Origin of the sequence: Saccharopolyspora sp., assembly GCF_017434145.1 — a bacterium.
Lineage (GTDB): Bacteria > Actinomycetota > Actinomycetes > Mycobacteriales > Pseudonocardiaceae > Saccharopolyspora_C > Saccharopolyspora_C galaxeae.
The window spans coordinates 1-25,309 of sequence record NZ_JAFRFW010000483.1; the positions used below are offsets into that span (position 1 = coordinate 1).

Below are 25,309 nucleotides of genomic sequence, written 5' to 3' on the forward strand. Positions count from 1 at the left end.
CGTTCAGGCCCGTGGGGCTCAGCCCGTGCGCGGCCTCGTGCTCCTCGGCCGTGCCGTAGGCGCGCAGCTCGGGCTCGCGCCGCACGCCCAGCGCGAGCAGCCGGTGCGGCACATCGGGCAGCGCGTCACCGACGGCGTGGCTGGACGTGCCGCTCAGGTACGGCTCGACCAGCACGACGTCCGGCGTCGAAGCCAGCGCCGCCGCCCGCAGGCCCGCGGAGTCGAACGGCCGGATGGTCGCCGCGTAAAGCACCGTGACGTCCATCAAGGCGGTGGCCGCGAGCACCGGCCGCAACATCGGTCCCACCGCGAGCACGACGCCTCCCCCGCCCTGGCGGACCACGCGGAACCCGGGGCCGGTGGGCAGCGCCTCGTCGTTCTCCCGCTCGGTCAGCCGCAGGTAGACGCGGTCGTCCCCGCGCAGCGCAGCGGGCAGCAGCTCGGCGACCTCCTGCGGATGCCCGGGAACGTGCACGGTCCAGTCCGGCAGGGTGTCGATCAGCGCCACATCGCCCGGGCCCATGTGCGTGCGGCCCGCGTCCGGGTAGTCGTAGGAAGCGCCCGTGCTCACCAGCAACGCCCCGCTGCCTTGGTGGTTGATGTCCAGCTTGAGCTGCTCGAACGGCCGCTCCAGCAGGAACGGCGTGATCGTGTGCAGCACGGGGCGCATCCCGGCCAGCGCCAGCCCACCGGCCACGCCGACCATCGCCTGCTCGCGGATGCCCACGTTGAGCACCCGGTCCGGATGGCGTTCGGCTGCTTCGGTGAAGCGGTCCATGGAGATGTCGGCCAGCACCACGGCCAGCCGGGGATCGTGCTCCAGGGCCGTGCTCACCACGTCGGTGAACACCTCGCGCATCGTCTTGGGCGGCATCGTGCGGGCCATCAGTCAGTACTCCTTCGCTTCGACGCGGGCGATCACCGCGAGCGGGCGGTCCGGGCGGGTGTCGGTGAGCGCGGCGTGCAGCGCCTCGTGGTCCCGGCCGTCGACGGAACGCGCGGCCCAGCCTTCGCCCGCGAAGCGCTGTTCGATGCCACCCGGCCAGCCGTAGGACGACGAGGAGTTGTCGACCACGACGGTGGTGAGGTTGCCGAGCCCCCGGCGGCCCGCCACGGCGATGGCTTCGTGGTTGCTGCCCTCGTCGAGCTCGGCGTCGCCGACGAGCACGACCACGCGCGGCCCGGTGCGCCCCTGGGCGCGCAATCCCAGCGCCGTGCCCAGCGCCAGCGGTAGCCCGTGCCCGAGCGAGCCGCTGCCGATCTCCACGCCGGGCGCCAGCACGCGGTCCGGGTGGAAGCCGAGCGGAGAGTCGAACCGGCCCCAGCGGTCCAGCTCCGCCGGATCGAGGATGCCCTTGGCGGCGAGCACCGCGTAGTAGGCCATCGGGCCGTGGCCCTTCGACAGCAGGAAGCGGTCGCGCTCGGGGTGGTCGATGAGCTCCGGGCCGATCGCCAGCACCCGGTCGTAGAGCACCCACAGCACGTCCAATGTCGAGGTGGCCGCCGGCGAGTGCTTCTCGTCCCCGGCCATCCGCCCGATCAGATCGGGCAGGTCGGCGTAGCCGAATTCGGTCGCAGTAGTCATGCCGCGACTCTGATACTTATAGTTAACTTGAAGTCAAGCGATCATCCGCGACCTCGGAGAGCTGATCTTTTCCCCGCGTTGAGCCGTTTTCCGCCGGATGTTGTCAGTGCGGTGACAAAAACATCCACTTCGGACGAACGCACGAGGACGGTCGCGCACACGTGATCCGGATGGAGTATTGCCGCCGGACCTACTGCGAGTAGCTTGGGAGCCCGCCGGACGTGCTCCGGTCCCTTCGCCCGGCGACGAAAGGCTTGTCATGCCCCGCGCCTTCCCCGGAACCGCCGCGATCCTCGCGCTGACGACGACGGCGATGCTGTGCACCGCGGCGCCCGCATCCGCGGGCCGGACGCACACCCGGCTCGTGGAGATCGCCGCGCACGACGGCACTCCGCTGGTAGCCGCTGTCTGCGAACCGGCCGACCCCGGACCGCACCCGGCCGCGGTGCTCGTGGCCGCTTGGGGCGGCGGAAGCACGCAGAACATCGTGCCGTGCGAGAACTTCGCCGCCCGCGGGTACGTCGCGGTTTCCTACGGCACCAGGGGATTCGGCGAATCCGGCGGCCAGGTCGAGGTCGGCGGGCCGGACGACGTCGCCGACGTCTCCGACGTGATCGACTGGACGCTGGCCAACACCGATTCCGATCCGGCGCGGATCGGCGTGGGCGGGATCTCCTACGGCGCCGGGATCGGTCTGCTCGCCTCGGCCTCCGACCCGCGGATTCGGGCGGTGGCGTCGATGAGCGGGTGGGCGGACCTGGTCGAGTCGCTGTTCGGCAACCGCACCAGGCGCGCTGCGGTGGCCACGGTGCTGCGGATCTCCGGCGAGAAGGACGGCGACCTCTCCCCCGAGACCCGGGAGATGCTCACCAAGTACATGTCCGGCGAGGACCGGGAACGCGTGACCGAATGGTCGCGAGTCCGCTCACCTTCCTCCTATGTGGACGGAATCAACGCGAACCGCCCCGCGGTGCTGATGCTCAACACCTGGAGCGAGACGGTGTTCCCGCCCGCGCAGCTCGCCGAGTTCCAGCACCGGCTGCGCACCCCGAACCGGCTGGAGCTGATCCCCGGCGAACACGCCGCGGCCGAGACCAGCGGACTGCTCGGGCTGCCCAACGACGCCTGGAACGACACCTACCAGTGGTTCGACACGCACCTGCGCGGCGCGCCCGCGCCACCGAGCGCGCCGGTCGTGCTGCAGCCCAGAGGTGCCACCGACCGGCCGCGCGAGCAGTACCCGGACTGGAGCGCGATCAGCGACCGGACCGAACGGTTCTTCCTCTCCGGCGAGGAAGAACTCACCGCCGACGAACCCGCGGACTGGTCCCGGACCATCCGAAGTGGACGCGACACGGTGGCGAACGGCGGTGTCCCGCTGGTGACCTACACGCTGGAAGCGCTGACCGGGAACCCGCCGACCGCGTTCCTGCCCGCCGTCGACCCCGCCGCGGGCGCCAAGTGGACCAGCCCGCCGCTACCGGAACCCCACGTGTTGCGAGGAAGTCCGCACCTGCGGATGAGCGCGGTACCGCCGGCCCCGAACGGCATGCTGGTCGCCTACCTCTACGACGTGGACGCCACCGGCACCGGACGGATGATCTCGTACGTGCCGTACTCGTGGGAGAACGCCAAGCCCGGCGAACCGATCACAGTGGACACCGACCTCCCGCCCACCGCTTACGACGTGCCCGCCGGGCACCGGCTCAGCTTGGTGGTCGACACCGAGGACCCGCTGTACTTCCTGGACGACAACCCGCCCAACGCACCGCTGACCTTGCAGAACCCGCCGGCGCTGGAGGGCCCGGCGACGCTGGACCTGGCGCTGCAGGACGGAAAGGAGCAACCGTGACCACCACCGAACACCGGCCGGGCGGTACCCGGATCAACCCGGACTCGCTGCCGTACCGGTTGTGGCACAAGGGACATCGCAAGTTCTGGGACCCCGCAGCGATCGACTTCTCGCAGGACGCCCGGGACTGGCAGCAGCTGACCGACCGCCAGCGGTTCGCCGCGACGCTGCTGTGCGCGCAGTTCATCGGCGGCGAAGAGGCCGTGACCGAGGACATCCGCCCGTTCGTGCAAGCGATGGTGGCCGAGGGGCGCCGCGCCGACGAGCTCTACCTGAGCCAGTTCATGTTCGAGGAAGCCAAGCACACCCAGGGTTTCCGCCGCTGGCTCGACGCGGTCGGCGTGCAGCAGGACCTGCACCCGCACGTCGCGGACAACCCCGGCTACCGCGCGATCTTCTACGAGGCGCTGCCGGAGGCGCTGCACGCGCTGTCGGCCGATCCGAGCCCGGCGAACCAGGTGCGCGCGTCGGTCACCTACAACCACCTGGTCGAAGGCGTGCTCGCGCTGACCGGCTACTTCCTGTGGAACAGCACGTGCGAGCGCTTCGGCATCCTGCCGGGGATGCGCGAGCTGATCCGGCGGATCAGCGAGGACGAGCGCAGGCACATGGCGTGGGGAACGTTCACCTGCCGCAGGCACGTCGCCGCCGACGATTCGACTTGGGAGGTGGTGACCGAGCGGATGGACACGCTGCTGCCGCACGCGATCGGCCAGATCGAGCACGCCCTCGGGCGGTTGGAGGGCGATCCGTTCGAGATGCGCATCGAGGGGCTTTTCGAGTACGCGGCCGACCGCGCCGCCCGGCGGATCAAGGCGATCGAGTCGGCCCGCGGGGTCCCGGTGGAGCGGATCGACGTGGACCAGGCGCCGGAGCGGCTGGAGGAGGAGTTCGGGCGGGAGGACGAAGCCGCGTTGCGCGAGGAGGCTTCCGCGGAAAACAATTAGGCGAATATCTTTCACGTTGCCTGCGCTCTACTTACTTTCGTATTCACTCGAATTGACGGTTGGATGCTGCGCGGAAGATCACTAAAGTCCCTACTCGCGAGTAGGTAGATGTTCGGCGGCGCACATCTCCCCCGAGCCGGACTCCCGGTCCCCGAGCAGGACTCCCGGACACGGCGCCGCTCCGGCACGGAAAGAGAGCCATGCTGACGACGGCGAATCATTCCCAGGCGGCAACTCCCGACTCGGCCGATCCCAAGGCCCCCGGACTGTGGGCGGCGTTGCCGAGCGACCTCGCGCCCATCCTGCGGCCCGAACTGCGCAGCCTCGCGGCGCAGATCCTGGAGGAGATCCAACGCCGGATCCCCGAATACGCGCGGCCGATGGATCACAACTACGTGCACGCCATCCACCGCGGCGTCGAAGAGGCGCTGAGCCAATTCGTCGACCAGATCGCCGACCCCACCGCCCCGCAGGAACGCTGCGCCGAAGTGCACCGCGCCCTCGGCAAGGCGGAAATGCACGAAGGGCGCAGTTTGGACAGCTTGCAGGCCGCCTACCGGCTCGGTGCGCGGCTCGCGTGGCGGCGCCTCGCGCGGATCGGCGAACGCGCCCGGGCCGCGCCGCGAACGATGCTGCTGCTCGGCGAAGCCATCTACGCGCACATCGACGAACTCGCCGCGCTGTCGGTGGAGGGCTACGCCGAAGCCCAAGCCCGCGCGGCGGGCACGCAGGCGCGCAGGCGGCGCAGGCTGCTGGAACTGCTGCTGTCGGATCCGCAGCCACCGCAACAGATCCTGGAAGAGACCGCATCGGCGGCGCAGTGGCCGCTGCCCGGCAAGGTCGTGGTCGCCGCGCTGGAACGCTCCGAACAGCAAGAGCCGCACACCAACCCGCTGGCCCGCTGGGAGGCGCTGGTCGATCTGGAATGCGCCCAGCCGCACCTGCTGGTGCCGTGCACCCAGGACGAGCCGCACGACCTGCCGTGGAACGACCAGCTCGCCGGCTGGCGCGTGGTGATCGCACCACCGGTGGAGATCCGGCAAGCGCCGCACGCGCTGCGCTGGGCGCGGCGGCTGCTGGAACTGGCGGGCAACGGCGTGGTGCCCAACCGGCCGGTGTTGCGCTGCCGGGACCACCTCTCGAGCCTGCTGCTGCTCAGCGACGAGAACCTCACCCAGGAGATCGTGCACACCCGGCTGGCGCCGCTGGAGAAGCTCAAGGCCAAGCAGCAGGTGCGGCTGGCGGAAACGCTGCTGGCATGGCTGCAAACCCGCGGCGGCGCACCGGAAGTGGCGCAACGGCTGCAAGTGCACCCGCAGACCGTGCGATACCGGATGCACCAGCTCGAAGACCTCTTCGGCGAAGACCTGAACGACCCGCAGGCCCGCTTCGAGCTGGAGGTGGCGCTGCGCGCCGCGGGACGGTTGCTGCCGTACGGGGCGCTGCGCGGCGAAACGGTCGACAAGCCGACCGAACCCCTGCGCAAACCCGAAGATCCGGAGGGCGGAGTCACGTGAGCGACGCGATGCAGGCCCCTGTCCGCCAGGCGCCGGTGTTGCTCGCGCTGGGACTGGCCGGGTTCGTGACCGCGCTGGACAACAACATCGTCAATGTCGCGCTGCCGACCGTGCAGGCCGAGTTGGGGGCCACGGTCCCGCAGCTGGAATGGATCGTCAGCGGCTACGTGCTGGCGTTCGCGAGCCTGCTCATCATCGGTGGGCGACTGGCGGACCTGGCGGGGCGCAGGCGGATCCTGCAGCTCGGGCTGGCGGCGCTGATCGTCACCTCGGTCACGGCCGGGTTCGCCGAGACCGCGCCGGTGCTGATCGCGGTGCGCTTCGCGCAAGGCGCATCGGCCGCGCTGGTGATGCCCGCCGCGCTGGCCGTGCTGGCCGCCGACATCACTCCGGCGCGGCGCGAGCTGGCCGCCGGGATCTGGACGGCGTCGCTGGCGGTGGCGCTGGCGCTGGGGCCGGTCGTCGGCGGTGTGCTCACCGAACACCTGCACTGGAGCTGGATCTTCTTCCTGCACCTGCCCGCCGGGCTGCTGACGATGGCGCTGGTGTGGTGGGGACTTCCGGACGTGCGGCCGGAACCGATGCCGTTGCGGCACTTGGACCCCGGGGGGCTGGCACTGTCCACAGTGGTGCTCGCGGCGGGCAGTTTCGCGCTGGTGGAGGGCCAGAGCATCGGGTTCGGCCAGCCGATCATCATCGCGGCCGGAGCGGTGACGCTGGCGGCGATTCCGGTGCTGGTCGCGGTGGAGCGGCGCGCCGCCGAACCGATGTTGCACCTTTCCCTGGTGCGCAACAAGGTCTTCGGCGGCGGCACGATCGCGCAGGTGCTGTGGGGCGTGGGGGTCAACGGGACGCTGCTCTACACCTCGTTGTTCCTGCAGGACGTGCTCGAACTCTCGCCCAGCGCGGCCGGAATGGTCTTCGTGCCACTGGCCGGGCTGCTCGTGCTGTGCGTGCCGTTCGTGCCGCCGCTGAGCGCGCGGTTCGGCGCGCGGTGGACGGTGACCGCCGGAATGGTGCTGGTAGCGCTGGGATTGTGGCTGCTGGCCGGTTCCGGGCCCGGCACCACGGTGGCGGCGTTGATGCCCGGGCTGCTGTCGATCGGCGTCGGCTCGGCGTTGATCACCCCGTTGACCTCCGAAGTGCTCGGCGCGGTACCGACCGGCAGCGCGGGCGTGGCCTCGGCGATGATCAGCGCCGCGCGGGAGGCGTCCGGAGTGCTCGGGATCGCCGTCGTGGGCGTGGTGCTTTCGTTGACCAGCGACGCCGCATCGGCATCGGGCGCGGCGGCCGACGCCGCCTACTCCGCCGGTTACTCCGCGGGAATGCGGTTGGCCGCCGGGTTGGTGCTGCTCGGGGCGTTGGCCACGGCGTTCGCGCTGGCTCCGGCCAAGCCGAGGCGGTCGGCGAACATCGGCCAAGAGCGGTGCAACTCCCGTTCCCAATAAGGCCAATCGTGCCTACCGGCACCGTAATAGTGCTCGGTGACCGCGATTCCCATCGCCTTCAGGCGCGAAGTCATCGCCAGCGAAGTCGACAGCGCCGACGGCTCCAGCGAATCCGGTAGCGCCCCCGGAGCGTCCAGCGGGCCGGGCAGGCCGTTGCCGCAGGAGACGTAGAGCGCGGTGCCGCGCAGCTGTTCGGCGTGGTCGAAGGGATTTCGCGCGGACCAGGTGGGGTGGTCCAGCACGGCACTGCCCCACATCGCCAGCGGGTCCTCCCCCTCGCGCACCAGAAGTCCCTGCACCACACCGGGAACGCCGGGCTGCAGGGTGTTCAGCAGTCCACTGTAGGAGGCCGCGGCGCGGAACATGCCGGGGTGGCGGAAGGCGTAGGCGAAGGAGCCGTAGCCGCCGACGGACAGGCCGGCGACCGCTCGGCGGTCCCCGGCGCCGTAGTCGCGCTCCAAGATTCCGCGCAGTTCGCTCAGGTGGAACGACTCCCAGTCCGGTTCACCACCGGCCCACCTGGTGTAGAAGCCGGCCGGGCCACCACTGGGAATCACGGTGAGCACGTCCTTGTCCGACATGAACCGCTGCACGTCGGTGAAATTCGTCCACGCCCGGTAATCCGCGTCCTCGCAGCAGCCGTGCAACAGGTAGAGCACCGGCCAAGTGCGGTCCGGATGCTTCTTCCAGCCGCGCGGCAGCAGCAGGCGGACGGGTGCGCTGGTGCCCAGAGCGGGCGAATAGATCAGCAGGTCGAGGGTGCGCGCGTCAAGCCGGTTCTCCTGCAGGACACTGGGTTCGGCGGCAGGATTTGGTGCGGTGGCAGGACCGGGTTCGGCGGCGCCGGATTTCGCAGCACCGGCCACTTCGGACGACGCGCCGACGACGGCCTCGGCGGGTGGCGTCGAGGCCCCCGTCGAGACCGCCAGGGCGCCCACCATCGACATGGTCAGCGACGCGCGCCACCACCGTCCACTGTTCATTTGTCGTGCCTTTCGTGCTCGAGCTGGTGCTGGGACCACGTCCGGTCCTTCAGAGCGGCATGGTCGAGTGCTTCTTGGGCGGGGTTTCCTGCCGCTTGTTCGCCAGCACCCGCAAGGCGCGCACCAAGTGCTCACGCGTGGTGGAGGGCTGGATGACGGCGTCGACGTAGCCGCGCTCGGCCGCGATGTAGGGAGTGGCCAATGTGGACCGGTATTCCTCGATCAGCTTGGCCCGCACCGCTTCCTCGGTACCGTTGGCCGCGGCCTCGGCCAGTTCCCGCCGGTGCAGCAGGCTCACCGCGCCGGAGGCGCCCATCACCGCGATCTCCGCGGTCGGCCACGCGAGGTTCACGTCCGCTCCGAGGTGCTTGGAACCCATCACCGCGTAACCACCGCCGTACGCTTTGCGCACCACGACGGTCACCTTCGGGACGGTCGCCTCCGAGTACGCGTAGATCAGCTTCGCGCCGCGGCGGATGATGCCGTGGCGCTCCTGCTCGACACCCGGCAGGTAGCCGGGAACGTCGGCGAAGGTCAGCAGCGGCAGCCCGAAAGCGTCGCAGAACCGCACGAACCTGGCGGCCTTCTCGGAGGCGTCGATGTCGATGGTGCCCGCGTTCTGCGACGGCTGGTTGGCCACCACCCCGACGCTGCGGCCCTCGACCCGGCCGAACGCGCAGATCATGCTGCGCCCGAAAAGTGGCTGCACTTCGAGGAAATCGCCGTCGTCGAGGACAAGTTCGAGCACGCGGTGCATGTCGTAGCCCTGGTGCGGCTCGTCCGGCACCAGCACGTCCAGTTCTCCGGCCGCCCCCACGTCCGAAGCGGACTCGTATTGCGGAGCGCTGTCCAGGTTGTTCGCGGGCAGGTAGCCGAGCAACGTCCGCGCCCAGTCGATGGCGTCGGCCTCGTCCTCTGCCAAGTGGTGGGCGTTGCCGGAGATTTCGCTGTTCGTCCGGGCACCGCCCAGCTCCTCCGCATCGGCCTGCGCACCGGTCACCGACCGCACCACCTCCGGACCGGTGACGAACATGTGCGAGGTCTTTCGCACCATGACGGTGAAATCGGTGATCGCGGGCGAATACACCGCCCCGCCCGCACACGGTCCCATGATCAACGACAGCTGCGGGATGACACCGGAAGCCAGCGAGTTCCGCCTGCCCAGCTCGGCGTAGTACGCCAGCGAGACCACGCCCTCCTGGATGCGCGCACCGCCGGAGTCGTTGATGCCCACCACCGGGCAGCCGATCTTCATCGCCAGGTCCATCACCTTCAGGACCTTCTCCCCGAACGCTTCGCCCATGCTGCCGCCGAAAACGGTGAAGTCCTGCGCGAAGACGCACACCGGGCGCCCGTCGACCGTGCCGTGGCCGGTTACCACCCCGTCGCCGTACGGCCGCTGGTCGTCGGTTCCGTAGGAGCCACCGCGGTGCCGGGCTAGTTCGTCCAGCTCGACGAAGGAGTCCTCGTCCAGCAGCAGGTGGATGCGCTCGCGCGCGGTGAGCTTTCCCTTGGCGTGCTGCTTGCCCCGGGCACGCGCATCGGCGTCGTGCACCGCGGTGTCGTGCCGCCGCTGCAACGCCTGGATCCGTTCCGCGGTTGTCATGCGCCCTCCCTGGTGAGTGCGGACGTGCCGAGTACACCCGCGAGGTGCGCCGCGATGACGTCCACGTTCGGCGGGTCGATCATGGACAGGTGGTCGCCGGGTATCCGCACCACTTCCGGAGCGGCCACGATCTCGTCCCACCCGAGCGCCTCGTCGGTGCGCAGGTAGCGCGGGTCCAATGTGGTCGTGGTGGTTTCGGCCTCCTGCGCTCGGTACAGCAGCACCCGCCCGTCGAACGGTCCGGGCTGATAGCGCTCCGCGATCCTTGCGTCCACATAGGACGTGTACTGGTGGTGCAGGACGCCTGCTCCCATGTCGATGTCCGCTCCCGACAGCGCACCGAGCACACGGCGCATCTGCTCGTCTTCGTCCAACCCCTGGAGCTCGGTCGAGCGCACCTGCAGCGCGACGCCGTAAGTCGACTCGATGTGCTCGGCGAACCGGTCGAACCGGCGCAGCACGAGCTGTTCGGACGTGGCGCCGTCCGGTGCGGGCAACGGGAGAATGGTGTCGATCAGCGCGACGAACTCGACCGGCTCGCCGAGCTCGGTGAGCCGGCGCGCGGTCTCGTAGGCGAGACATCCGCCGAAGGACCATCCGCCGAGGCGGTAGGGCCCGTGCGGCTGGAGTTCGCGTACCAGGTCCGCGTACCGCTGCGCCTTGGCCTCGACGGAGTCCAGGTCGTCGAGCCGTTCCAGGCCGTAGCACGGCTGGTCGGCACCTAGGCTCGCCACCAGCGGCTGGTAAACGCTGGTCGGGCCGCCTGCCGGGTGGAAGAGGAACAACGGGCGCCCAGTTCCCGTCGTGCGCAGCGCGCGCACCGGGCCGTCGGTTCCTTCGAAGCGCTGCCGCAGCAGATCCGCCATCCCCGACACCGTCGGGGTGCCGAACAACTCCTCCGTAGTGTCCGATGAGGACAGGCGTTCGCGAATTCCGCGGGCCACGACGTCGGCTTGCTCCCGCGTCCCACCGAGGTCGTAGAAGTCCTCGGCGACGCCGAACTCGACCGGGCCCAGTGCCTCGGCCCACAGATGTGCGATCCACCGCTCGGTCGCGTCCCGCGGGCCGATGCGTGCCGACTCGACGACCTCCGCAACGGTCCCGAGGCCCAGCTGTTCGGCCAGGTGCCGGGCGATGTCGTGCAGGCTCGCACCGCGCAGCAGCAGCGCGGGAGGGACCGCCACGCCGAAATCGCGTTCGACTGCGTTCCGCGCCCGGGTCGCCATCAGCGAGTCGAGCCCCAGCATCGTCAGCGGCGCGGCCGGGTCGAGGTTTTCCGCCGAGCCGCCGAGGATTCCCGCGACCTCCGACCTGAGATGCCCGGTGATCGATTCGACGGCTTCGGCGGGCCGGTCGCGCGGCAGCGAGTCGACATCGAACCGGCCCGCCGTCTTCGGCTCCGCGGTGACGACCGCATCGAAGAGCGGACGGGAGCAAAGTTGCGGGAAATACTCCGCAGCGCGCGCCGCGTCGAGCCGCGCCACACCGGTCGCAGTGCGCCCGGAGGCCAGCACCGCCTCCAACGCTTCGACGCCTTCGGCAGGGGTGAGCTGGTCGATCACCCGCGCGAGCGGGGATTCCGCCGCACCGCCGACGTCCGCCCAAAGTCCCCAATGGATGGTCGTGGCAGGAAGTCCGCGCGCACGGCGCAACCTGGCGAGATCGTCGGTCCAGGCGTTCGCGGTGGCGTAGGCGGCCTGTCCGGGAGATCCCAGCAGGGCCGCCGCGGAGGAGAACACCACCCACCAGTCCAGCTCGTGGTCAACCGTGGCCTCGTGCATCCGCCAAGCGGTGCGCGCCTTCGACCGCCACACCTGCTCGATCGCGTGCTCGTCGAGATCCGCCACGAGACCGTCGAGCAACGCACCTGCGGCGTTCACGACACCGCGCAACGCCATGCCGTTCTCCGTGGCCGCAGCGACGAGCTGCGCTGCGACGTCCGCAGTGGACACATCGCCGGTCACCACCCGGACCTCGGCACCCTCGGCCTCGATTTCGGCGAGTTCGCGGGCGACCGCCGCGGACGGTTCACCCCGGCCGTTGAGCACGATGCGCTGCGCCCCGCGCTCGGCGAGCCATCTCGCGACCGTGCGGCCCAAGCCGCCAAGTCCGCCTGTCACCACGTAGGCAGCCGGACGAACGACCTGATCGGTGCGGATCCGCCCCAACTCGGCGCGGTGCAGCCGCGCCACTTCACGATGTTCGCCGCGACGCCGGACCTCGTCGTCCGGAGCATCGGCGACGAGTTCCGCGGCCGCCGATGCCGTTCCGTCCGTGACCAGCATGCTCACCCGCAGTTCCGGGTGCTCGAACGCGAGCACCCGCACGAGCGCCCGCAAGCCCCAATCAGCACCGGAATCATCCGATGTGGACAACCACAACCGGATGTTCAGATCACGCCGGGACATTTCTCGCACGACGGCCGACGCGTGCAGCACGTGCTCCGCTCGCTCGGTCGAATCCGGGGAATCCGCCGGGAAAACGAGCACGACACCGCGCGGCGGGAGGCTTTCGTCATCGACGACCACGTCGAGCCCGGACTCGGGCCGGTGGAGGTCGCCGCGCACCGCCCGCTGGCCGGCGTCCCGCAATGCCGACACGAGGCCGTCGTCTTCGCCCAGGACCAGCCAGCTGCCTGCTTGCGCCGTGCCCGGCTCGGCCAGGTCCGCCGAATCCCAGCGCAGCTCCAGAAAAGCTTCGTCCAGTGGACGCGGCGGGGGCGCGAGCCCGCGAGCGCGGATCTCGGCGACCTCCAGCACCGGCACGCCTTCGCCATCGGTGACCAGCAGCGAACCGATCGGTTCCGGACCACCGGTGTGCAACCGCGCGTAGCAGCGGACCTGCTCGGGAAGCTGGCCGAGCAGGCGCACTCCCGCCAATGCGACCGGCACACCGATCCCGGCTTCCGGGGCGCCGTCCCCGAGACCCGCGGCCAGCAGACTTTGCAGGCACGCGTCCACCAATGCGGGATGTGCCGCGAACATCTCGGCATCGGCGGCCTGCTCCGGCAACGCGACCTCGGCCACCGCGAGGCCACCACGGGCACGTGCGGAACGCACCCCGCGGAAGGCCGGCCCGTAATGCTGACCGGCCGCGCGCAGCGCCGAATACAGATCGACGTCAACACCGTCCACTCCGGACTTTTCGAGTCCGGACCGGGTCTCGCTGCGGACGAGGGTTGCAGTGGCATGGCAGGTCCATCTGCCGGTGACCGATCGCGAGTGCACCTCGACACGCCCGGCACCGGAATCGTCCGGCGTGAACGTGGTCGTGACGGGCACGTTGTCCGCCAGCAGCAGCACTTGGTGCAACTCGAGCGATTCCAGGCGCAATGCCCCGAGGTCGGCGTCCCACGCCTGCGCACCTGCCGCGAACGCGATCTCCAGGTAGGCACTGCCGGGCAGCACCGGAGTGTCCTGCACCTTGTGATCGGCTAGCCAGGGCAAAGCTTCTGTTCCGACGTCGCCGCGCCACGCGCTTGCGCCGCCCGGCAGGTCGACTCGCAGGCCCAGCAGTGGATGTCCGGCCGGATCAGGCATGGAACGTGTTGCGACCCAATGGGATTCGTGCTGCCACGCGGTCGGCGGCACATCCACGAGACGACCTTTCCGATACCCGGTGACCGGTATGCGGCCGTTCGTGTGCAGCTCGGCGAGGGCCGTGTGGAAGGTTTCGGTTCCATCCGTCCCGCGGCGGCCGGTGAACGCCGCCACCGGCCGGGAAACTCCCGCCTCCGCCAGGGTCTCCTCGATCGCCGTGGTGGCGACCGGGTGCGGGGCCAGCTCGGCGAAAGTGCCGAAACCGGCCTCCGCTGCGGCGCGCACGGCCTGCTCGAACCGCACGGGGTTGCGCAGGTTGCGGACCCAGTAGTCGGCGTCGAACGCGGGGACCGAGCCAGGATCCGCCGTGCTGAACACCATTGCGGACGTTTCCCGGGGGGCGATCCCGGAGAGCTCCTCGCGCAACCGCCCCAGCACCCCGTCCACGGCAGCGCTGTGCCCGGCGCCGGACACGCCGAGCAGGCGAGCACTGCGGCCCGCGCGCTCGAAGTGCGTCACCAGCAGCTGCACCTCGTCGGCGGGCCCGGTGACCGTGCACCGGACCGGGGACGCGTGCACCGCCACGTCCACCCCGGGGAAAAGCTCCGCCAACGCCTCCACTTCCGCGGCCGACGCTTCCACGGCCGCCATCGCGCCGTCTCCCGCCGTGTCCACTTCGGACAGCAGTCGGGAGCGCGCGGACATCACACGCAGCCCGTCGCTCTCGTCGAGCGCTCCCGTGGCGACGGCCGCGGCCACTTCACCCAGCGAATGCCCGATCACCGCAGCAGGTTCGACACCGTAGGCGCGCCACAGCTCGGCATAGGCGACCTGCAGTCCGAACAGGACCAGCTGCGTCCGGTGCACATCACCGAGATCGTCCTGCCCGCTCAACACCGCGCGCAGGGAGAACCCGCACTGCCGCAGGTATTCCGGGTCGAGCCGGTCGACCGCCGCGGCGAACGCGGGCTCGTCGGCCAGCAGCTCGCGGCCCATTCCGGCCCACTGCGAGCCGTATCCGGAGAACACCCACACGATCCCCTTGTCACGCGTGGTCACCCTGCCCCGGACGCCGCCGGATCCGGCGGCGAGCGCACGCAGGCCGTCGAGCACGCCGTCCCTGCCACGAGCCACCACGGCAGCCCGCTCGGGATGCTGCTCCCGCCGGTGCGCCAAGGTGTGCCCGATGTCGGCCAGGCCGGCAGCACGCCCCTCGGGCGTTGCCATCCACTCCGCCAGGTCCGCGGCCGCGCGAAGCATCCGCTGCTCGGTGATTCCGGAGACGACGAAGGATTGCACGCCATCGCCGTCCGGGTTCCGGCGCCGCGAAGGCATCCGCCGCCACGCCTCAAGGACGACGTGCGCGTTGGTGCCGCCGAAACCGAACCCGGATACCCCCGCACGCGCCACACCCGAGTACTTCGGCCAGTTCCGCGCCGCACCGACCACTTCCAGCCCGGACTGCTCGAACGGGATGTGCGGGTTCGGCTCCCGGTAGTGCAAGCTCGCGGGTAGCGAGCCGTGCCGCATCGACAGCACGACCTTGATCAATCCCGCGATTCCCGCAGCGGCCTCCAGGTGCCCGAGGTTCGTCTTGACCGATCCCAGCAGCAGCGGCCGCTGCGCAGGCCGACCGCGGGCCAGCACCGAGCGCAGGCCCTCCGCTTCGATCGGGTCGCCGAGCAACGTGCCCGTCCCGTGCGCTTCGACGTAGTCCACAACGGACGGATCGAGGTCCGCACCTGCGTAAGCACTACGCAGCAAGTCCGCCTGCGCCACCGGATTCGGCGCCATCAGGCCGTTGGACCTGCCGTCCGAGTTGACCGCCGAGCCCCGCACGACCGCCAGGATCCGGTCGCCGTCGCGGTTCGCATCGGAGAGTCGTTTGAGCACGACGACACCGCAGCCTTCACCGCGCACGATGCCATCGGCGGAAGCGTCGAAAGCCTTGCACCGACCGTCGTCCGACAACGCTCCGGCACGATCGAAGTTCGCCGTGATCGCCGGCGACAGCAGCAGGTTCACACCGCTGGCCAGCGCGACCCGGCTCTCGCCCGACCGCAGGCTCGCGCACGCCTGGTGCACCGCCACCAGCGAGGACGAGCACGCCGTGTCGATCGCGGAACTCGGCCCCCGCAGGTCCAGGAAGTACGACAACCTGTTGGCCACAATGGACAGTGCTGCGCCGGTTCCGGTCCACGCGTCCACCGCTCGCAGATCGCGCGTGGTCAACGCGCCGTACTCGGTGGACGAAACCCCGACGAACACGCCGGTCGCGCTGCCGCGCAACGCCGAAGGCACCACGCCCGCGTGTTCCAGGGCCTCCCACGCAACCTCCAGCAGCAGCCGCTGCTGCGGGTCCATGACCGCGGCTTCGGTGGGCGAGATCTCGAAGAACTCCGCGTCGAACTCGTCCACTCCGTCCAGGAACCCGCCTGCCTTGGGCAGTTTGGACAGCGCGGGGTCCGCCCCGGAGAACCTCTCCCAGCGCCCCTCGGGGACCACGCCGACACCGCTGGCACCGGATTCCAGCAGCTCCCAGTAGCGGCGCGGTCCCCGGGCTCCCCCTGGGAAGCGGCAGCCCACGCCTACCACCGCGACGGGTTCGTCCGGCTCCGGTTTTCGCGGGCGGGGGAACGGATCCGGCGACTCGTCGGCGCCGTCGGACCCGCCCGGTTGCGCCGCCAACGCCGCGGAAAGCCGGTCGATGGTCGGGTGCTCCCACAGCAGCGTCGGAGGCAACCGCTGCCCGACGATGTCCTGCACCCGCCCGGCCAGCTCCACCGCGTCCCGCGAGGACAACCCGAACTCCTGGAACGGGCGCCCGGTGTCCACCGAACCCGGGGGCAGCCCGAGCCGTCCGGCGACGTGCTGCGCCAGCCAGTCCGCCCACTCCGCGCGATCACGCATGATCGGCCTCCAAGTAGCGCTCGCGGCACAACCGGCGGGCGACCTTGCCGCTCGACGTGCGCGGAACGGTGTCCGGTTCCACCAGCACGAGATCGCTGAGCAGCACACCGTGCTCGGCCGAGACCGCCGAGCGCACCGCGCTGGTGATCTCCGCGGGGTCGCGGTCGGACGCGGCGACGCGCCTGCCGTACTCGGCCACGACGACCAACCGCTCACCTTCGGCCGCGCTGATCGCGAAAGCGGCGGTGTGGTGCTTGCGCACCGCCGGGTGCGCCTGCTCCACGGTCAGCTCCACGTCCTGCGGGTAGTGGTTGCGGCCGTCGATGATGATCACGTCCTTCATCCGGCCGGTGACGAACAGCTCGCCGCCGTCCAGCACACCGAGGTCGCCGGTGCGCAGCCAGCCGTCCGCGGGCAGCTCACCCGCGCCTACCGGTTCGGCGCCTGCCAGCTCGACGCCAAAGGTGTCCTGCTCGTCCCGGCCCCAGTAGCCCTGGCCGGTGTTCGGGCCGTGCACCCAGATCTCTCCCACGCCGCCGTCGGGCAGCACGGTGTGCGAGTCCGGGTCGACCACCGCGACCCGCTGTCCCACCGGGCGGCCGCAGGAGACCAGGTCGCTGACCGCCTCAGTCCCCTGCGGTGGTCGTGCTCGGCCCAGGGCGAGCTGCTCTCGGCTGAAACCGGCCACCCGCGGTTCGCTGCCCGAATCGGTCACCGAGACGAAAACCGTCGCCTCCGCCAAGCCGTACGAACAGCGGTGCGTCTCCGGGCGCAGACCGCAATCCGCGAACGCCTCGTTGAACCGGTGCAGCGTCTCCGGGCGCACCGGTTCGCTGCCGTTGATCAGTGAAACAACTTCGTCGAGCTGCAACCACGCCTTCTCCTCGTCGCTGACGCGCGCCGCGCAGAAGTCGTAGGCGAAGTTCGGTGCGGCGCTGATCGAACCCGGGTGGTCCGAGAGCAGCCGCAGCCACCTGCCCGGACGCTGCAGGAACGCCACCGGGTCCATCAGCACCGACGGCAGGCCACCGACCAGCGGCGCGGCCACGGACAGCACCAGACCCATGTCGTGGAACAACGGCAACCAGCTCACCGAAACCGCACCCGGCTCGTTGCCGCCGTAGGCCCGCAGAGCCTGGTCCGCGTTGGCGAGCACGTTCGCGTGGGTCAGCTCCACACCGGCCGGGACGCGGGTCGAGCCCGAGGTGTACTGCAGGTACGCCAGATCGTGCGGGCCCGTCGACGGTGGCCGGTACTCGTCCGCCAGCGTCGCGGGCAGCGTGTCGACGGCCGCGCAATGCCGCGGAGAACCGTCCCGGATCTGCTCCCGCACCTGATCGAACGAGCTCTTGCCGGTCAACGCGCAGCTCGGCGCGCAACTGTCCAGCACCCGCGCCAGACGGTCGCCGTGGCCGGGCAGGTCCGGGGTGAACAGCGGCACGGCGATCAGGCCCGCGTGCACCGCGCCGAGGAAACCGGTCACGTACTCCAGGCCCTGCGGAGCCATGATCGCCACCCGCTCACCCGGTTCGCAGCGCTGCTGCAGCCAGGCGGCGACGGTCCGCACGCGCTCGTGCAACTCGGCCCAGGACAGCGACCAGGCCACACCGTCCGGGCTGGCGTCGTGGTCGACGAAGGTGACGGCGAGGTCCTCGCCCGCTTCGCGGGCCGCGGTCACCAGCGGGTCGGTGAGCAGTCGCGCCGGACGCTCGGCGAGCGGTTCGTCCGTGCTCGGCACCATGGGAACTCCCTCCACGCGAGCCCCGAGCGCAGCACGAGCACGACTCGTGGCTGATCGGGGCGGGAAGTGCCGGCGCGTCGGAGAATTGTCACCACTCGACTACGCCGGCGAGCGGAGAAAAATTGTCACGACGCGTTCGGGCATGTCAAGCGAGCCGCATCGGCAACAACACTTCGCGCACCTAGTTGATCGCTTTTCCGGAGTTTTTTATCAGCACCGTGACAATCGCCGATGACATCGGTTGATCAGTCCGACACCTCTGGAAGGACCACCGGGCAAGTACGCTGAGCTGGCACTAAAGCTACTCCACCCGGAAAGCGCACGACATTCGATTCACTCGCACGGAGCATTGCCAAACGGTCCGCGATGTTCCATCTTCAGCATCCCGGACACGGCCGAATGCCTGCCCGTAACCCGCTTTCCCCGGAAATCCTCGACTTTTTCCCGGAGCAGCAATGAAGATCGCCTCATCACGTGCGGCAAATGCCGTTTCCATCGGTCTCACCGCAGCGGTTCTGACGGTTCTGACCGCTGCGCCCGTGCAGGCGGCGGATCCCGCGGCGCCGCAGGCACCGAGCGCCGCAGCGGAGCAACCGCCCGGCCCGTTCGACGACTCCTTCTACCGGCCGCCCGCCGAGCCCCCGGCAGGCGAGCCGGGTGACGTCATCCGCTGGCGCCCGGTCTTCCCCGCGCTCAACGGCGCCAATGCCGACGCCTGGCAAGTGATGTACCTGTCCACCGACGCCCGCGGCGAACGGAACACGGTCGTCGGCACGATCCTCGTGCCCAAGGGCGCCGATCCCGCCAAGACGCCCATCGTGGGTTTCGGACCGGGAACGCAAGGGCCCGCGTTCAAGTGCGCGCCGTCGAAAGCGGTCGAGCGCGGCACGCTCTACGACCAACCCGCGGTGAACGACGCGCTGTCGAACGGCTACGCCGTCGCGCTGACCGACTACGAGGGTTACGCGCCGGGCGAGGACAACAAGCCGACCTACATCGTCGGACGCTCCGAAGGGCCCGCGCTGATCGACAGCGTCCGCGCGGCGCAACGGCTCCCGCAGGCCGGGCTCTCCGCTGAGTCCAAAGTGGCCTTCCAGGGCTATTCGCAGGGCGGCGGGGCCGTGATGTGGGCGGGCGAGATGCAGCCCGAGTACGCGCCGGAGCTGAACCTGGTGGGCGTCGCAGGCGGCGGCGTGCCCGCCGACCTCAACGAAGTCGCGAAAGGACTGGACGGCTACGTCGGGTTCGGCTTCCTCGCCTTCGCCGCCGCAGGACTGGACTTCGCCTACCCGGATCTGAAACTGGACTCCTACCTGAACGAAACCGGCCGCGAAGACCTCGCCGACGCGCGGCAGAACGACTGCGTCGTGGAGCTGCTGACCAAGTACCCGTTCAAGCGGATCAGCGACTACACCCACACCGACCCGCTGGGCACACCCCAATGGCAGGAACGGCTGGCGGAGAACAAGCTGGGGCAGGGCAGGATCAACGCCCCGGTCTTCCAGTACCACGCCACCACCGACGAGATCGTGAACACGCCGCAGGCCGAGGCGCTGCACGAGACCTACTGCGCCAAAGGCATGGACGTGACCTGGCGAACCTACCCGAGCGACCACTTGAGCGGGATCTTCGCGGGCAACCCGGACGCGCAGCAGTTCATCAAGGACCGGTTCGAAGGCAAGCCCACCACGCCCAACTGCTGAACAGCACGGGCGCGCGGACCGCGGCGATCCCGGTTCGCGCGCCCGGCATGGCCGGAAGGCCGGCCCGCCCCGACGTCCGGAAACTTAGATTTAACGTGAAGTCCAAGTTACTGTGGACGCATGTCGAAACCGCCGCACACGTTGACCATCGGCGAAGTCGCGCACCGCAGCGGCGTCGCGCAGACCGCGCTGCGCTTCTACGAACAACGCGGCCTGATCACCTCCAGCCGCACCAGCGGCAACCAACGCCGCTACGAACGCGCCGTGCTGCGCAGGCTGGCGTTCATCCGCGCGGCGCAACGCGTCGGACTGAGCCTGGAACAGGTGACCGAAGCGCTGTCCACGCTGCCGACCGACCACGCCCCCACCAAGAGCGACTGGACCCGGCTGTCCCGTTCCTGGCGCGACGAACTGGACGCGCGCATCGACGGCCTGCAACGGCTGCGGGACCGGCTCACCGGCTGCATCGGCTGCGGTTGCCTGTCGTTGCGCACCTGCGCGCTGAACAACCCCGACGACGAGATGGCCGAGCAAGGCCCCGGATCACCGCTGCTGGAACCCGCTGCCGATCGGTCGCACTGAGCTTCACCCCTGCTCGCGCCAGCGGTAGAACATCTCGGGACGTCCCACGCCCCCGTACCGCGGGTCGCGCCTGGCCATGCCGTTGTCGACCAGGTACTCCAAATAGCGCCGAGCCGTCACCCGCGACACCCCGGCTTGCTCCCCCACCGCGCCCGCGGAGGCGCCTTCGCGGTGCGCGCGCAGCGCCGACACGACGGCCGCCAGCGTCTCCTCGCCCATGCCCTTCGGCAACGACGCGCGATCCACGCCGCGCAAGGTGGAGAACGCGCGGTCGATCTCGCTCTGCCCGCTGGCCTCCCGATCGTGCCCGAGGCTCTGCCGGAACAGCGCGTAGTGCTCCAGCTTCTCCCGCATCGCCGCGAACGTGAACGGCTTCAACAAGTACTGCACGACACCGCTGGCGACCGAAGCGCGCACCACCTTCAGGTCCCGCGCCGAAGTCACCGCGATCACGTCGGCGGAGCTGCCCGCGTTGCGCAACGCCCGCGCGACCGCGAGACCGTCCATGTCCGGCAACCGCAGATCCAGCAGCACCAGGTCGACCTGCGTGCGCTCCAAGAACCGCAGCGCCTCCTGCCCGGTGCGGACGCGCCCGGCGACCTGGAACTCGTCCAGCCGGGACACGTACATCTCGTGCGCCTCACCGGCGACCGGGTCGTCCTCCACGACCAGCACGGAGATCACGAACTCACCTCCGGCAGCGGGATCCGCACGGTGAACACGGCTCCCGCGTCCCGCTGCACATCGACGTTTCCGCCGTAGCGGCGCACGCTCTGGCCCACCAGCGCCAGCCCCAAGCCGCGGCCGGAGTTCGCCGGGCCGCCCCCGCCGGAGCTCTCCGGGCCCCCGCCGGGGTCTTTGGTGGACCAACCGCGCCGGAACACATCCCGCGCAGTGTCCGGGTCCAGCCCCGGGCCGTTGTCCGCCACGCGGATGACCAGCGCGTCCGGCTCGGCACGCACGCTCACCTCGACCCGCGGCGACGGCGCCTCCTGCGTCGCGTCCACCGCGTTGTCGATCAGATTGCCGAGGATCGTCACCAAGTCGCGGGAACGCACGTTCCGCAGCACGCCGTCGTCGACGTCGCTGTCCTCCGACAGCACCACCTCGACACCGCGTTCCCGGGCCTCCGCGCTCTTGCCGAGCAGAACCGCCGCCAGCACCGGCTCCCCCACCGCGGTCACCACGCGATCGGTGAGCTGCTGGGCCAACTCCAGCTCAGCAGTGGCGAACGCGACGGCTTCCTCGGTGCGGCCGAGCTCGATCAACGACACCACCGCGTGCAGCCGGTTCGCCGACTCGTGCGCCTGCGAACGCAGCGACTCCGAGAATCCGCGCATCGAGTCCAGTTCCCCGGTCAACGCCTGCAGCTCCGTGTGATCGCGAAGCGTGACCACGCTGCCCAGATCACGCTCACCGCTGCGCACCGGCGAGACGTTGACCAGCACCACGCGGTCAGCGGTCAGATGCACCTCGTCGCGGACCTCGCGGTGCGCGATCAGCGTCTCGACCAACGAGCCGGGCAGCCCGAGATCGGCGGGACGGGAGCCCTCGGCCTCGGCGGGATCCACGGAAAGCAGCACAGCCGCACCATCGTTGCACAGCGTCACCGCGCCCGACGGGGAGACCAGCAGCAGCCCCTCGCGGACCGCGTGCAAGATCGCGTCGTGGTACTCGTACATCCGGCTCAGCTCCGCCGGGCGCAATCCGTGCGTGTGCCTGCGCAGCCGGCTCGCGACCAAGTAGCTGGCCAGCCCGCCGAACAGCAGCGCCGCGGCCGCCACACCGGCCAGCAGAAAGATCTGCCCGCGGAGCTCGGCGGTCAGGACCCGCACCGTGATCCCCACTGCCACCAACGCGCGCACCCGCCCCGACTCGTCGAAGACCGGAGTCACCGCGCGCACCGATGGCCCCAACGTGCCGGTGTAGGTCTCGGTGAGCAGTTCGCCACGCTGCGCAGGTGCGATGTTGCCGATGAACGGCTGCCCGATCAGCGCCGTGTTCGGGTGCGTGTAGCGGATGCCGGCCGGATCCATGATCGTGATGAACGCGACGCCCGTGTCCGCGCGCACGCGCTCAGCCAGCGGTTCCAACGTGGCCGACGGGTTCGGCGCGCCGAGCGCTCGCAGCAAGTCAGGGCTCGCCGCGAGGGTGCGGGCCACCCCGGTCACCTCCTCGGCGGCCGACTGAGTGCTGCGGCGCTGCGCGTTCACGTACCCCAGCACGGCGATGACCAGCACTATCGCGGCCACCACGACCACTTGCAGCAAGAACAGCTGCGCGGCGAGGCTGGCTCCCCGCGCACCGCGCCGAGCCGCCCGATTGCTCAGCAGCGCGCGCAGGCGCCCGAGCAGAGGGAAATGCGACATGACTGAATCGTTGCTCCCGCATGAACACAATGAACGCAACGGTGACGGTCACGGCCCGTGAGTCCGATAGTCTCCCCCGATGCGCTCGTGACCCAAGACACGACCGAATGAGTGACCGCCTACCACAGTGACAGGTACATCCCGTAGGAGTTTCACCCGTGCCAAGCAAAGACGCTGCGCCCGAGGCCGCCGGTGCACCGCCGAAGAAGCGGGACCGCACGCACTACCTCTACATCTTCGTCATCGTGGCGGTGCTGGCCGGCATCGCGGTCGGGTTCGCCTTCCCCGACTTCGCGACCTCGCTGAAACCACTGGGCACCGGCTTCGTCAACCTGATCAAGATGATGATCTCGCCGGTCATCTTCTGCACCATCGTGCTCGGCGTCGGCGGAGTCCGGCAGGCCGCGAAGGTCGGCAAGGTCGGCGGCCTCGCGCTGGGCTACTTCCTCGTGATGTCCCTGGTCGCCCTCGTGATCGGGCTGCTGGTCGGCAACGTGCTGCACCCCGGTGAAGGTCTGCAGCTCACCGAGGAGATGCGCACCAGCGGCCAAGGCCAGCTCTCCGGCGGCGGCGAAGCCGAAGGACTCAGCGGCTTCCTGCTCGGCATCATCCCGAACACGCTGGTCTCCTCCCTCACCGAAGGTGAAGTGCTGCAGACGCTGCTGGTGGCGCTGCTCGCCGGGTTCGCCCTGCAAGCCCTCGGGGACAAGGGCACCCCGATCCTGAACGGCATCGAGCACATCCAGCGGCTCGTGTTCAAGATCCTCGCGATGGTGATGTGGGTCGCGCCGATCGGCGCGTTCGGCGCCATCGCCGCCGTGGTCGGCGCCACCGGCGTGGACGCGCTCAAAGGCCTCGGCATCATCATGCTCGGCTTCTACACGACCTGCGTGCTGTTCGTGTTCGTCGTCCTCGGCCCGCTGCTGTGGGCGTTCGCGCGGGTCAACGTGTTCCGGCTGCTCGCCTACCTGGGCCGGGAGTTCCTGCTGATCCTGTCCACCTCCTCCTCGGAGGCGGCGCTGCCGCGGCTGATCGCGAAGCTGGAACACCTCGGCGTGAGCAAGCCCGTCGTCGGCATCACCGTGCCCACCGGGTACTCGTTCAACCTCGACGGCACCGCGATCTACCTGACGATGGCCTCGCTGTTCATCGCCTCCGCGATGGGCGAACCGCTGGCGCTCGGCGAGCAGGTCTCGCTGCTGATCTTCATGGTGATCGCCTCGAAGGGCGCGGCAGGCGTCAGCGGCGCCGGCCTGGCCACGCTCGCGGGCGGGCTGCAGTCGCACCGGCCCGAACTGGTCGACGGCGTCGGCCTCATCGTCGGCATCGACCGGTTCATGTCGGAGGCCCGCGCGCTGACCAACTTCGCGGGCAACGCGATCGCCACCGTGATCATCGGCTCTTGGACCAAGGAGATCGACCGGGAGCAGATGCAGCGGGTGTTCGCCAAGGAAGACCCGTTCAACGAGCAGAGCTTCGTCGACGAGGAGGAGTCGACCGAGCAGGCAGCGGACAAGCAGCCCGCCACCACCGCACACTGATGCGCGCGCGGTGCGGTACCGCGCCGGGGCAGATGGGAAGAAGATGCACCGAGCAGTGCTGAGCTTGCTGATCGTTCTCGGCGCGGTCACCGCCACCGCCGCGCCCGCGCACGCGCACGCGGATCGCCCGCCGCGCACCGGATGCGGCAGCGCATCCCCGGTCGAACCGGGCGTCACCACGAGCCGGACGGTCTTATCCGGCGGGCGGACCCGCGAATACCTGGTGCACGTACCGGAGGACTACCACCCGGACCGTCCGCTGCCGGTCGTGCTGTCCTTCCACGGGCACACTCGCAGCGCCGAATACCAAGAAGCGCTGACCGGGTTCTCCGAGCTGGACACCATCGCGGTCTACCCGCAGGGCCTGGTCGGCACCGACGGGGAAACGGCGTGGCAGGGCGCTCCCTACTCGGCCGACGCCGACGACGTGCGGTTCACCGGCGACGTGCTGGACCAAGTGGAACGCGGACTGTGCGTCGATTCGAGGCGGATCTACGCCGCCGGGAAGTCCAACGGCGGCGGATTCACCGAAATGCTCGCTTGCCGCCTCGGGCACCGCATCGCCGCGTTCGCGCCCGTCGCCGGCGCCTACTACCCGCAGAGCGGCAAGTGCGCGCCGACCGAACCGGTACCGATGATCTCGTTCCACGGCACGGCCGACGACACCATCCCCTACGAAGGAGATCCATCGCGGGGGCTGCCATCGATCCCCGACTGGCTCGCCGAGTGGGCAGAGCGGGACGAATGCTTCTCGAAGCCGATCACGGATCGACCGCGGCAGGAAGTGACCAGGCAGCGCTGGGTCGGATGCGCCGGGCGAGGCGCACTCGAGCACTACCGCATCGACGGCCTCGGGCACGACTGGCCGAGCCGATCCGCGAACCCGGACTCCGAACGTCCCACGGTGCTCGAGGCGACCCCGATCATCTGGAAGTTCTTCCAGCGGCACCCGCTGCACACCTGAAACTTCGCCTGGCAGTAACAGC

General features: G+C 70.0%; 15 protein-coding genes and 1 pseudogene. 8 read left to right on the plus strand and 8 right to left on the minus strand.

Annotated features, from left to right (window positions below):
* Together IJH84_RS13350 and IJH84_RS13355 are read right to left on the minus strand one after the other, a co-directional pair.
* Positions 1-886 (minus strand): transketolase (locus IJH84_RS13350; protein ID WP_295144734.1); only part of this gene is annotated, 886 nt, incomplete at its 3' end.
* 3 nt (positions 887-889) lie between these two features.
* Entirely contained in the window at positions 890-1,585 is a 696-nt protein-coding gene (locus tag IJH84_RS13355; RefSeq protein ID WP_200069984.1) for a thiamine pyrophosphate-dependent enzyme, read from the minus strand.
* 259 nt (positions 1,586-1,844) lie between these two features.
* Here IJH84_RS13355 and IJH84_RS13360 point away from each other — a divergent pair, with 259 nt between their 5' ends.
* The 4 genes and pseudogenes from IJH84_RS13360 to IJH84_RS13375 all read left to right on the plus strand — a co-directional run.
* Entirely contained in the window at positions 1,845-3,437 is a 1,593-nt protein-coding gene (locus IJH84_RS13360) for a CocE/NonD family hydrolase (protein WP_295144739.1), read from the plus strand.
* The gene (locus tag IJH84_RS13365; protein WP_200069986.1) at positions 3,434-4,384 is read left to right on the plus strand and encodes a R2-like ligand-binding oxidase; all 951 of its coding nucleotides are present in this window, start codon (positions 3,434-3,436) and stop codon (positions 4,382-4,384) included. Before IJH84_RS13360 ends, IJH84_RS13365 begins: the two co-directional genes overlap by 4 nt.
* Positions 4,385-4,584: 200 nt before the next feature.
* Positions 4,585-5,901 (plus strand): helix-turn-helix domain-containing protein, encoded by a 1,317-nt coding sequence (locus IJH84_RS13370; RefSeq protein WP_200069987.1) that lies wholly within the window; start codon positions 4,585-4,587, stop codon positions 5,899-5,901.
* 8 nt (positions 5,902-5,909) lie between these two features.
* A pseudogene (locus tag IJH84_RS13375) lies at positions 5,910-7,115 on the plus strand (MFS transporter); the annotation flags it as partial.
* 98 nt (positions 7,116-7,213) lie between these two features.
* On the opposite strand, the gene IJH84_RS13380 reads toward IJH84_RS13375, so the two are convergent.
* From IJH84_RS13380 to IJH84_RS13395, 4 genes are read right to left on the minus strand one after another with little or no spacing between them, the layout of a single operon-like run.
* Positions 7,214-8,332, minus strand: a complete 1,119-nt coding sequence (locus tag IJH84_RS13380) for an alpha/beta hydrolase family protein (RefSeq protein WP_295144742.1) — start codon at positions 8,330-8,332, stop codon at positions 7,214-7,216.
* Positions 8,333-8,381: 49 nt separating this feature from the next.
* Positions 8,382-9,938, minus strand: a complete 1,557-nt coding sequence (locus IJH84_RS13385) for an acyl-CoA carboxylase subunit beta (RefSeq protein ID WP_200069988.1) — start codon at positions 9,936-9,938, stop codon at positions 8,382-8,384.
* Positions 9,935-16,387, minus strand: a complete 6,453-nt coding sequence (locus IJH84_RS13390; protein WP_295144745.1) for a type I polyketide synthase — start codon at positions 16,385-16,387, stop codon at positions 9,935-9,937. Before IJH84_RS13390 ends, IJH84_RS13385 begins: the two co-directional genes overlap by 4 nt.
* Positions 16,380-18,128, minus strand: a complete 1,749-nt coding sequence (locus tag IJH84_RS13395; protein WP_295144747.1) for a fatty acyl-AMP ligase — start codon at positions 18,126-18,128, stop codon at positions 16,380-16,382. Before IJH84_RS13395 ends, IJH84_RS13390 begins: the two co-directional genes overlap by 8 nt.
* 539 nt (positions 18,129-18,667) lie before the next feature.
* Here IJH84_RS13395 and IJH84_RS13400 point away from each other — a divergent pair.
* Complete coding sequence (locus IJH84_RS13400) at positions 18,668-19,831, plus strand: lipase family protein (protein WP_295144749.1); 1,164 nt, start codon at positions 18,668-18,670, stop codon at positions 19,829-19,831.
* 120 nt (positions 19,832-19,951) lie between these two features.
* Positions 19,952-20,413, plus strand: a complete 462-nt coding sequence (soxR, locus tag IJH84_RS13405; protein ID WP_200069992.1) for a redox-sensitive transcriptional activator SoxR — start codon at positions 19,952-19,954, stop codon at positions 20,411-20,413.
* A gap of 3 nt (positions 20,414-20,416) precedes the next feature.
* Here the strand turns inward: soxR and IJH84_RS13410 are convergent, their stop codons facing one another.
* Positions 20,417-21,097, minus strand: a complete 681-nt coding sequence (locus tag IJH84_RS13410) for a response regulator (RefSeq protein WP_200069993.1) — start codon at positions 21,095-21,097, stop codon at positions 20,417-20,419.
* Positions 21,094-22,782: a sensor histidine kinase gene (locus tag IJH84_RS13415; protein WP_200069994.1), complete on the minus strand. Its 1,689-nt coding sequence runs from the start codon at positions 22,780-22,782 to the stop codon at positions 21,094-21,096. Before IJH84_RS13415 ends, IJH84_RS13410 begins: the two co-directional genes overlap by 4 nt.
* Positions 22,783-22,940: 158 nt before the next feature.
* On the opposite strand from IJH84_RS13415, the gene IJH84_RS13420 reads away from it, so the two are divergent.
* Together IJH84_RS13420 and IJH84_RS13425 are read left to right on the plus strand one after the other, a co-directional pair.
* Positions 22,941-24,323: a cation:dicarboxylase symporter family transporter gene (locus tag IJH84_RS13420; RefSeq protein WP_295144756.1), complete on the plus strand. Its 1,383-nt coding sequence runs from the start codon at positions 22,941-22,943 to the stop codon at positions 24,321-24,323.
* A gap of 43 nt (positions 24,324-24,366) precedes the next feature.
* Complete coding sequence (locus IJH84_RS13425; RefSeq protein WP_295144759.1) at positions 24,367-25,287, plus strand: ferulic acid esterase; 921 nt, start codon at positions 24,367-24,369, stop codon at positions 25,285-25,287.
* Positions 25,288-25,309 lie beyond the last annotated feature (22 nt).

What these genes read in the sequence shown, in the direction of transcription:
- IJH84_RS13370 (WP_200069987.1), top strand. Translation starts at nt 4,585, where the DNA reads ATGCTGACGACGGCGAATCATTCCCAGGCGGCAACTCCCGACTCGGCC.
- IJH84_RS13390 (WP_295144745.1), bottom strand. Translation starts at nt 16,387, where the DNA reads ATGCGTGATCGCGCGGAGTGGGCGGACTGGCTGGCGCAGCACGTCGCC.
- IJH84_RS13425 (WP_295144759.1), top strand. Translation starts at nt 24,367, where the DNA reads ATGCACCGAGCAGTGCTGAGCTTGCTGATCGTTCTCGGCGCGGTCACC.
- IJH84_RS13395 (WP_295144747.1), bottom strand. Translation starts at nt 18,128, where the DNA reads ATGGTGCCGAGCACGGACGAACCGCTCGCCGAGCGTCCGGCGCGACTG.
- soxR (WP_200069992.1), top strand. Translation starts at nt 19,952, where the DNA reads ATGTCGAAACCGCCGCACACGTTGACCATCGGCGAAGTCGCGCACCGC.
- IJH84_RS13355 (WP_200069984.1), bottom strand. Translation starts at nt 1,585, where the DNA reads ATGACTACTGCGACCGAATTCGGCTACGCCGACCTGCCCGATCTGATC.
- IJH84_RS13380 (WP_295144742.1), bottom strand. Translation starts at nt 8,332, where the DNA reads ATGAACAGTGGACGGTGGTGGCGCGCGTCGCTGACCATGTCGATGGTG.
- IJH84_RS13360 (WP_295144739.1), top strand. Translation starts at nt 1,845, where the DNA reads ATGCCCCGCGCCTTCCCCGGAACCGCCGCGATCCTCGCGCTGACGACG.
- IJH84_RS13385 (WP_200069988.1), bottom strand. Translation starts at nt 9,938, where the DNA reads ATGACAACCGCGGAACGGATCCAGGCGTTGCAGCGGCGGCACGACACC.
- IJH84_RS13415 (WP_200069994.1), bottom strand. Translation starts at nt 22,782, where the DNA reads ATGTCGCATTTCCCTCTGCTCGGGCGCCTGCGCGCGCTGCTGAGCAAT.